10 protein-coding genes are annotated in these 8,223 nt (G+C 67.1%); 5 read left to right on the top strand and 5 right to left on the bottom strand.

What is annotated here, in order from left to right; all coding sequences use genetic code 11:
* On the bottom strand, positions 1-503 hold a 503-nt coding region (locus ACXJKR_RS17770; protein ID WP_457323946.1), incomplete at its 3' end, for a PmbA/TldA family metallopeptidase.
* Positions 504-638: 135 nt separating this feature from the next.
* Here ACXJKR_RS17770 and ACXJKR_RS17765 point away from each other — a divergent pair.
* Both ACXJKR_RS17765 and ACXJKR_RS17760 read left to right on the top strand, forming a co-directional pair.
* The gene (locus ACXJKR_RS17765; protein WP_457323945.1) at positions 639-965 is read left to right on the top strand and encodes a hypothetical protein; all 327 of its coding nucleotides are present in this window, start codon (positions 639-641) and stop codon (positions 963-965) included.
* Positions 966-1,114: 149 nt separating this feature from the next.
* Positions 1,115-2,302 (top strand): PQQ-dependent sugar dehydrogenase, encoded by a 1,188-nt coding sequence (locus ACXJKR_RS17760; RefSeq protein ID WP_457323944.1) that lies wholly within the window; start codon positions 1,115-1,117, stop codon positions 2,300-2,302.
* On the opposite strand, the gene rsmI is transcribed toward ACXJKR_RS17760, so the two are convergent.
* Positions 2,280-3,200 (bottom strand): 16S rRNA (cytidine(1402)-2'-O)-methyltransferase, encoded by a 921-nt coding sequence (gene rsmI / locus ACXJKR_RS17755; protein WP_457323943.1) that lies wholly within the window; start codon positions 3,198-3,200, stop codon positions 2,280-2,282. The two genes, ACXJKR_RS17760 and rsmI, sit on opposite strands and share 23 nt — an antisense overlap.
* Here rsmI and ACXJKR_RS17750 point away from each other — a divergent pair.
* The 3 genes from ACXJKR_RS17750 (at position 3,193) to ACXJKR_RS17740 (ending at position 4,946) form a co-directional block, all read left to right on the top strand.
* Complete coding sequence (locus tag ACXJKR_RS17750; RefSeq protein ID WP_457323942.1) at positions 3,193-3,585, top strand: YraN family protein; 393 nt, start codon at positions 3,193-3,195, stop codon at positions 3,583-3,585. The two genes, rsmI and ACXJKR_RS17750, sit on opposite strands and share 8 nt — an antisense overlap.
* Before the next feature lie 151 nt (positions 3,586-3,736).
* Positions 3,737-4,315 carry an SIS domain-containing protein gene (locus ACXJKR_RS17745; RefSeq protein ID WP_056192992.1) on the top strand — a complete coding sequence of 193 codons (579 nt, stop codon included), beginning with the start codon at positions 3,737-3,739 and terminating at the stop codon, positions 4,313-4,315.
* Positions 4,316-4,334: 19 nt separating this feature from the next.
* Positions 4,335-4,946, top strand: a complete 612-nt coding sequence (locus tag ACXJKR_RS17740) for a BON domain-containing protein (RefSeq protein ID WP_457323941.1) — start codon at positions 4,335-4,337, stop codon at positions 4,944-4,946.
* 87 nt (positions 4,947-5,033) lie between these two features.
* On the opposite strand, the gene ACXJKR_RS17735 is transcribed toward ACXJKR_RS17740, so the two are convergent.
* The 3 genes from ACXJKR_RS17735 to ACXJKR_RS17725 form a co-directional block, all read right to left on the bottom strand.
* Positions 5,034-5,924 carry an NAD(P)-dependent oxidoreductase gene (locus tag ACXJKR_RS17735; RefSeq protein WP_457323940.1) on the bottom strand — a complete coding sequence of 297 codons (891 nt, stop codon included), beginning with the start codon at positions 5,922-5,924 and terminating at the stop codon, positions 5,034-5,036.
* Positions 5,925-5,934: 10 nt separating this feature from the next.
* Positions 5,935-7,071, bottom strand: a complete 1,137-nt coding sequence (locus ACXJKR_RS17730; RefSeq protein WP_056193006.1) for a PilT/PilU family type 4a pilus ATPase — start codon at positions 7,069-7,071, stop codon at positions 5,935-5,937.
* Positions 7,072-7,148: 77 nt separating this feature from the next.
* The gene (locus ACXJKR_RS17725; RefSeq protein WP_056193010.1) at positions 7,149-8,192 is read right to left on the bottom strand and encodes a type IV pilus twitching motility protein PilT; all 1,044 of its coding nucleotides are present in this window, start codon (positions 8,190-8,192) and stop codon (positions 7,149-7,151) included.
* Positions 8,193-8,223: the final 31 nt, after the last annotated feature.

Here is an 8,223-nt window from a genome sequence, read left to right as displayed (position 1 = left end):
GCCATGACCTGAGCGACGCGCGGGTCCTTGGCGCGGGCCATCTTCTCGGCGCGCTCCAGCAGTGCGACCTTGGCGGCACTGTCGAGGCTGGCAATGGGGTCGGACACGCCGTACAGCTCACGGCTGCCGGCCACGCGACTCTGGGAAGGCACCTTCACCTTCTTGCTCTGGCCGGCTGCGGCGATGGTGCGCACGGTGCGCGCGGCGTCCAGCAGCGAGTCCAGCGAGATGTCATCGGAATAAGCGAACGCCGTCTTCTCGCCGGCCACGGCGCGCACGCCGACACCCTGGTCGATGCTGAAGCTGCCGCTCTTGACGATGCCCTCCTCCAGACTCCAGCCCTCGGCGCGCGTGGTCTGGAAATAGAGGTCGGCATCGTCGACGCGATGCTCGGTGATGAGGCGCAGCGCCTGCGAGAGCGAGGCCTCGGTCAGGCCGAAGGGCTCCAGCAGTTGCGAGCGGGCGGTGGCCAGGCGGGCCAGGGTGGGTTCGACGGCGATCATGGCTTGATTCTAGGAAGTCGGGCGTCAGGCATTGGAAGACATGGACATCCTTCTTTACCGGCAGGGTGTCAGCCGCGCGGAAAAAGGCGTCGTTGTGGACAGGCCTTGCAACCCGACGTCCCCAAGGAGTCCCCGATGAAGACCTTTCACAAAGCCCTGATCGCCCTGCTGACCCTCACCGGTGCCAGCGCCTTCGCCCAGACGCCCGGCACCAACACGCCTCGCATCGACCAGCGCGAGGCGAACCAGCAGGCCCGGATCGCGCAAGGCGCCGCCAGCGGCAGCCTGACGGCCCACGAGACCCAGCGCCTGGAGAAGGAACAGGCTCGCGTCGACCACGCCGAGGCGAAGGCCAAGGCCGACGGCACCGTCACCGCCAAAGAGCGCCGCCGCCTGACCGCCATGCAAGACGGCGCCAGCCGCGACATCCACCGCAAGAAGCACAACGCCCGGGAGCAGTGACGCAACGCAGCCGCGTGTCGAGCCAGATGACCCATGCATTACGCCTGCTAACAAATCCATCCCTGGCGGTGGCCTGCTAGGGATGGCCGGCGAGGCGAGGCCCCGCACAGCATGCGGCGTATCCGTCCTTCACGGATTTGGAGCGCCGCATGAAGCTTTTCCCGCTCGCCACGCTGGCCCTGGCCGCTGCTGCCGGTCCTGCCTTCGCCGCCACCCTGGTCGGCTCGGGCTATGAGCAACCCGTCTTCCTGACCGCCCCCAGCGGCGATTCGCGGCTCTTCATCGTTGAGAAGACCGGGCGCATCAAGGTGCAGGACAGCGGCGGCACTGTTTCGACCTGGCTCAACCTGTCGGGGCAGGTCGACACCGGCGGCGAGCGCGGCCTGCTGGGCCTGGCCTTCGACCCCGGCTTCGCGAACAACGGCCGCTTCTATGTCGACTACATCGACAAGACGACGCTGAGCACCGTCGTCGCGAGCTATACCGTCAACGGCGCAGGTGCCGTGGACCTGGCCAGCGCCAAGACGGTCATCACGGTGGCCCAGCCGGCGGGGCGCAGCAACCACAAGGCCGGCTGGATCGGCTTCAATGCCGCGGACCCGGGCAACCTCTACATTGCCACCGGTGACGGCGGCAGTGGCAACGACCCCGACAACAACGCCCAGAACCTCAACAGCAACCTGGGCAAGCTGCTGCGCATCACGCCAAACCCCGCGGGCGGCTACACGGTGCCAACGGACAATCCCTTTGTCGGCGTGGCCGGCAATGACGAGATCTGGGCCTATGGCCTGCGCAACCCCTATCGCAACAGCTTCGACCGCCAGACGGGCGACCTGTGGATTGGCGACGTGGGCCAGGGCGCGCGGGAAGAAGTGGATTTCGCTTCCGCTGCCTCGGGCCTCGGCCGTGGCGCCAACTACGGCTGGCGCGTGCGCGAGGGCACGATCGCTACGCCCGGGATCAGCGACCCCACGCCGCCCAACCTGACCGAGCCAATCTACGACTATGGCCGCGCCAACGGCGATGCCACCGTCATCGGCGGCTATGTCTACCGCGGCGGCGCGGATGCCAGCCTCGAAGGCAAATACGTGTTCGGCGACTACATCTCCGGCCGCATCTGGACCCTGAACGGCGGTACCGCCACGCCACTGGCCTCGCCCTTCGGCGGCTCGACGCTGACCAGCTTCGGCGAAGGAGGCAATGGCGCCCTCTATGCCGTCGGCATTGACGGCAATGTCTATCTGCTCGCTGCCGCGGTGCCCGAGCCCGCGCCCGCGCTGTTGCTGGCCCTGGGCCTGGCGGCCGGCAGCCTCTTCACTCGTCGCCGCCGCGCTTGAGGGCCAGACCGGCGTCGTAGAGGCGGTTGCGCGGCGCGCCGCTGATCTGCGCGGCCAGGGCGACGGCCTGCTTGAGCGGCAATTCGGCGACGAGCAGGGCCAGCACGCGCAGGGCCTCAGTGGGCAGTTCATCGTCCGCCGCGGCCTGCGGCGCCAAGGCATGCAGCACGAGGACGAACTCGCCACGCTGGCGCTGGGCGTCGGCCGCGAGCCAGGCCGGCAGCGTCGCAGCCTCGGCGGTGTGGACGCTCTCGAACTGCTTGGTCAGCTCGCGGCAGACCGTCACGCGACGCGTCGGCGCCAGTTCGGCCAGCAGTGCAATCACCTCGACGATACGGTGCGGCGCCTCGAACACGACCTGGCTCTGGCCTTCCACAGCCAGCACCGCCTGCAGCGCCGTGCGGCGTTCGCCGGCCTTGGTCGGCAGGAAGCCGGCAAACGCAAAGCACCGGGCCGCCGTGTCGCCAGCCACACTAAGGGCCGTCACCGCGCTGCTCGGCCCGGGCAGGGGCAGCACGCGGTAGCCGGCTGCGACCACCTCCTGCACGAGCACGGCGCCGGGGTCCGAGATGGCCGGCGTGCCGGCGTCGGACGCATAGGCCACGCGCTCACCGGCGGCCAGCCGTGCGAGGACAGTGGCGCTGGCCTCGCGCTCGTTGTGCTGGTGCAGCGCGATCAGCGGCTTGTGCAGGCCCAGATGGCGCAGCAACTGAGCTCCCTGGCGCGTGTCCTCGCAGGCCAGGGCATCGGCCAGGCTTAAGGCATGGATGGCACGCAAGGAGATATCAGCCAGATTGCCGATCGGCGTCGCGACGAGATAGAGCGTGGCGGCCGGATACTGCTGGCCGCCGGCTGCGGCTTGTGCGGCCTGACGAAGCACAGAGGCATCAATGTTCAAGTGGGGCTCTCGTTCAAAACCTGACCGGGCCGAGATCGGCCTGGCGGGCGAGGACGCGGCGCTCGCGCATCTGCAGCGCGCCGGCCTGCGCCTGGTGGAGCGGAATTATCGAGTCGGCGGCGGCCCCAACCGCCGTGCCGGCGAAGTTGACCTGATCCTGCAGGACCGCGACGGCACCCTGGTCTTCGTCGAGGTGCGGGCAAGGGCGAGCGATTCGCATGGCGGCGCGGCCGCCAGCGTGACGGCCAGGAAGCAGCAGCGCCTGATCTACGCGGCCCAGCACTATCTGCTGCGCCACGCCAGCCCACCGCCCTGCCGTTTCGACGTCGTCGCCATCGACGGTGCCGAACTCAACTGGTTACAGGGAGCTTYCGACGCTGCGTAACATGGAGCCCCTCGCCCAAGGAAATACCTTGGTCGGTCCCCCTGGGGGGCGGCGATGCTTGCGGCATTGAACCGCAAGCACATCGCCAGAACGGGCCGGCTTGGGAGCGGCCCGGCGCTCGGCCCGCGGCGCTGACTATGATTCGCGCCGCATGATTGAACAAAGAATCCAGCAGCAATTCTTCGAGAGCGCCGACCTGCTCTACCAAGCCGCCGAGCAACTGGCGCGGCCCCTGGCGATGGCCGCGCAGATGGTGGTGGACGCCGTCACTGGCGGCAGCCGCATCCTGTGTGCCGGCCAGGGCCTGGCCAGCATGGACGCCGACTACCTGGCCGCCCGCCTGGCCGGCCGCTTCGAGCAGGAAAGGCCAGGCCTGGCCGCCTGGAGCCTGTCCGCCCAGGCCCGTGACGCCGCGGGCGTGGACCTGGCGCGCCTCCTGCAGGCCCATGGCCACCCGGGTGACGTCCTCGTCATGATCGAGCCCCTGCGCGAGCAGCGCGACGCCTGGCAGTCAGCCGTGGCCGTGGCCCATGCGCAGGAGATGAGCATCATCGCGTTGACCGCCCAGCCACCGGGCGCCGCCGACGAATGGCGCGGCCTGCTGCAGGACACCGATATCCAGATCCGCGTCAGCCACGGCCGCGAGCCACGCGTTGTGGAAGCCCAGCGCGTGCTGCTGCATGCGCTGGTCGACGCTGTCGACTTGCAACTGCTCGGCAGCGACGAATAACCTCCTTGACGGAACCCCGATGAAAAAACTCAGCCTCACCCTGACCGCCGCCATCCTCGCCAGCACGCTTGCCACCGGGTGCGCGCCACTGCTGATCGGCGGCGCGATGGTGGGTGGCGTCAGCGTCGCCACCGACCGCCGCACCTCGGCCACCCAGCTCGAGGACGAGACCATCGAGATCAAGGCCGGCGCCCGCATCCGCGAGCAGCTGGGCGACAAGGTGCACATCAACGTCAACAGCTACAACCGCGTCGCGCTGATCACCGGCGAGGCCCGCAACGAAGCCGACCAAGCTCAGGTGGAGCGCATCGTCGCCGGCGTCGAGAACGTCACCAAGGTGCTGAACGAGACTGCGGTCACGATGCACAGCGCACTGAGCGGTCGCTCCAACGACGTCGTCATCCAGGGCAAGGTCAAGGCCTCGTTCATCGACGCGCGCGACCTGCTGAGCAATGCCTTCTACGTTGTCGTCGAGCGCGGCCAGGTCTTCCTGATGGGCCGCGTGACCGAACGCGAGGCCAATCGCGCCACCGAGATCGCGCGCCAGGTCGGCGGCGTCAAGAAAGTGATCCGAGCGTTCGAGATCATCAGCGAAGACGAACTCGCTCGCCTCACGCCGAAAAAGCAGTAGCTCCGAGCACAGCCACAGAGGCACGGAGACGCAGAGGAATTCGCTGCGGCTTTTTCCGTGCCTCTGTGACTCTGTGGCTTTGTTGGKTCAGAGACGCTTGATCAAGCTGGACGTGTCCCAGCGATTCCCGCCCATGGACTGGACGTCCGCATAGAACTGGTCCACCAGCGCCGTCACCGGCAGGCGTGAGCCATTGCGGCGCGCCTCGTCGAGCACGAGGCCCAAATCCTTGCGCATCCAGTCGACCGCGAAGCCGAAGTCGAACTTGCCTTCGACCATGGTCTTGCCGCGGTTGTCCATCTGCCAGCTTTGGGCCRCACCCTTGCCGATGACTTCGAGTACCTGGGTCATGTCCAGGCCGGCGTTCTGACCAAAGCGCACGGCCTCGGACAGGCCCTGCACGACACCGGCGATGCAGATCTGGTTGACCATCTTGGCAAGCTGTCCCGAGCCCGGGCCGCCGAGCAGGGTCACGGCCTTGGCGAAGGCCAGGGCGATGGGTTTCACCATGTCAAAAGGGGCCGCATCGCCGCCACACATGACGGTCAGGGCACCGTTGACTGCACCGGCCTGGCCACCGGAGACCGGCGCATCAACGAAGGCGACGCCTCGCTTGGCTGCCTCGTCGTGCAGCTCGCGAGCCACGGCCGCCGAGGCTGTGGTGTGGTCCACGAAGACGGCTCCCGAGGTCATGCCGGCGAATGCACCTTCGTCGCCGAGCGCCACCGAGCGCAGGTCATCGTCGTTGCCAACACAGCAGAACACGAACTCCGCGCCCCGGGCGGCCTCAGCTGGCGTGGCGGCAAAGGCACCTCCGTATTCCTTGACCCAGGCCTCGGCCTTGGACTGCGTGCGGTTGTAGACGGTGACCTGGTGGCCAGCGCGCGCCAGATGGCCGGCCATCGGATGGCCCATGACGCCCAGGCCCAGGAAGGCGACGCGGCGGGCGGGAACGGGGTCGTAGCTGCGGGTGGTCATGAGCAATGGGTCAAAGAATCGTCAGGTGTTCGGTGCCGCTGGACAGGTCGCCGCTGCGAGCGCGCTCGCTGTTGAGCTTGATCTGCAGGCGCAGGTCGTTGACCGAGTCGGCATTGCGCAGCGCGTCTTCGTAGGTGACCTTGCCGGCCTCGTAGAGGTCGAAGAGGGACTGGTCGAAGGTCTGCATACCCTGCTCGCGGGAGCGCTTCATCAGCTCCTTGATCTCGGTGATCTCGCCCTTGAAGATCAGGTCTGAGATCAGCGGCGAATTCAGCAGTATCTCGACCGCGGCGACACGGCCCTTGCCTTCGCGGCGCGGCAGCAGGCGCTGGCTGATCAGCGCGCGCAGGTTCAGCGACAGGTCCATCAGCAGCTGCTGGCGGCGGTCCTCGGGGAAGAAGTTGATGATGCGGTCCAGCGCCTGGTTGGCGCTGTTGGCGTGCAGCGTCGCCATGCACAGGTGGCCGGTCTCGGCAAAGGCCACCGCGTGCTCCATGGTCTCGCGGTCACGCAGCTCGCCCATCAGGATGACGTCGGGCGCCTGGCGCAGCGAGTTCTTCAGCGCGGCCTCCCAGCTGTCGGTGTCCAGGCCCAGCTCGCGCTGCGAAACGATGCAGTTCTTGTGCGGATGCACGAACTCGATCGGGTCCTCGATGGTGACGATGTGGCCGTAGGTCGTCTCGTTGCGCTCGTCGATCATCGCGGCCAGCGACGTGCTCTTGCCCGAGCCGGTGGCGCCGACGACGATGACCAGGCCGCGCTTGTGCTGCACCACCTCGCGCAGGATGACCGGCAGATCCAGCGACTGGATGGTGGGCAGCGTCGACGGAATCGTCCGCAGCACCAGGCCGACCTGGCCCTGCTGCAGGAAGGCGTTCACGCGAAAGCGCCCGACGCCATGCGGCGAGATCGCGAAGTTGCACTCCTTGGTGCGCTCGAACTCGGCCGCCTGCTTGTCGTTCATGATGGCCCGCGCCAGCTGCAGCGTGTGCTGGCCGGTCAAGGGCTGGGGCGAGACCTTGGTCAGCTTGCCGTCCACCTTGATGGCCGGCGGGAACTCTGCCGTCAGGAAGAGGTCGGAGCCCTTGCGCGACAGCATCAGCCGCAGCAGGTCGTTGATGAACTTGGAGGCCTGATCGCGTTCCATGAATGGCTTTCTATGTTTGCGGCGTTTTGCCGTCACTCACGTGGCAAGCCACATGAGTGACGTCAAATTCCCCGGGACTAGCCCGGGAAATTTTCCGGAAACTTCGCTTTCGAGCGAGCTTCGGCGGGAGAAATGATGTTGCGGCGGACGAGGTCGGTCAGGTTCTGGTCCAGCGTCTGCATGCCCTGCGAGTTGCCCGTCTGGATGGACGAGTACATCTGCGCCACCTTGTTCTCGCGGATCAGGTTGCGGATGGCCGAGGTGCCCAGCATGATCTCGTGCGACGCGACGCGGCCGGTGCCGTCCTTCAGCTTGCACAGGCTCTGCGAGATGACGGCCACCAGCGATTCGGAGACCATCGCCCGCACCATCTCCTTCTCGGCCGCGGGGAAGACGTCGACGATGCGGTCCACCGTCTTGGCGGCCGACGAGGTGTGCAGCGTGCCGAACACCAGGTGGCCCGTTTCCGCGGCAGTCAGCGCCAGCCGGATGGTTTCCAGGTCGCGCATTTCGCCCACCAGCACGCAGTCCGGGTCTTCGCGCAGCGCCGAGCGCAGCGCGTTCGCGAACGAGTGCGTGTGCGGGCCGACCTCGCGCTGGTTGATCAGGCTCTTCTTGGATTCGTGCACGAACTCGATCGGATCCTCGATGGTGAGGATGTGGCCGTACTCGTTCTCGTTGAGGTGGTTGACCATGGCGGCCAGCGTCGTGCTCTTGCCCGAGCCGGTCGGGCCGGTCACCAGCACCATGCCGCGCGGCTTGAGCGCCAGTTCGGCGAAGACCTTGGGCGCGTTGAGCTGCTCCAGGCTGAGGATCTTGCTTGGAATGGTCCGGAATACGGCGCCCGCGCCACGGTTCTGGTTGAAGGCGTTGACGCGAAAGCGCGCCAAGCCCTGGATCTCGAAGGAGAAGTCGACTTCCAGCGTCTCCTCGTACATCTTGCGCTGGGAGTCGTTCATGATGTCGTACACCATGTCGTGGACCGCGCGGTGGTCCAGGGCCTCGACATTGATGCGGCGCACGTCGCCATGCACCCGGATCATCGGCGGCAGGCCGGCCGAAAGGTGCAGGTCCGACGCCTTGTTCTTGACCGAAAATGCCAGCAGCTGAGTGATGTCCATGATGATCTGTGGAGTGCTCGGACCATTATGG

It is taken from the genome of Roseateles sp. P5_E11 (assembly GCF_054049355.1).
This window is presented reverse-complemented; position numbering and strand designations above follow the sequence as displayed.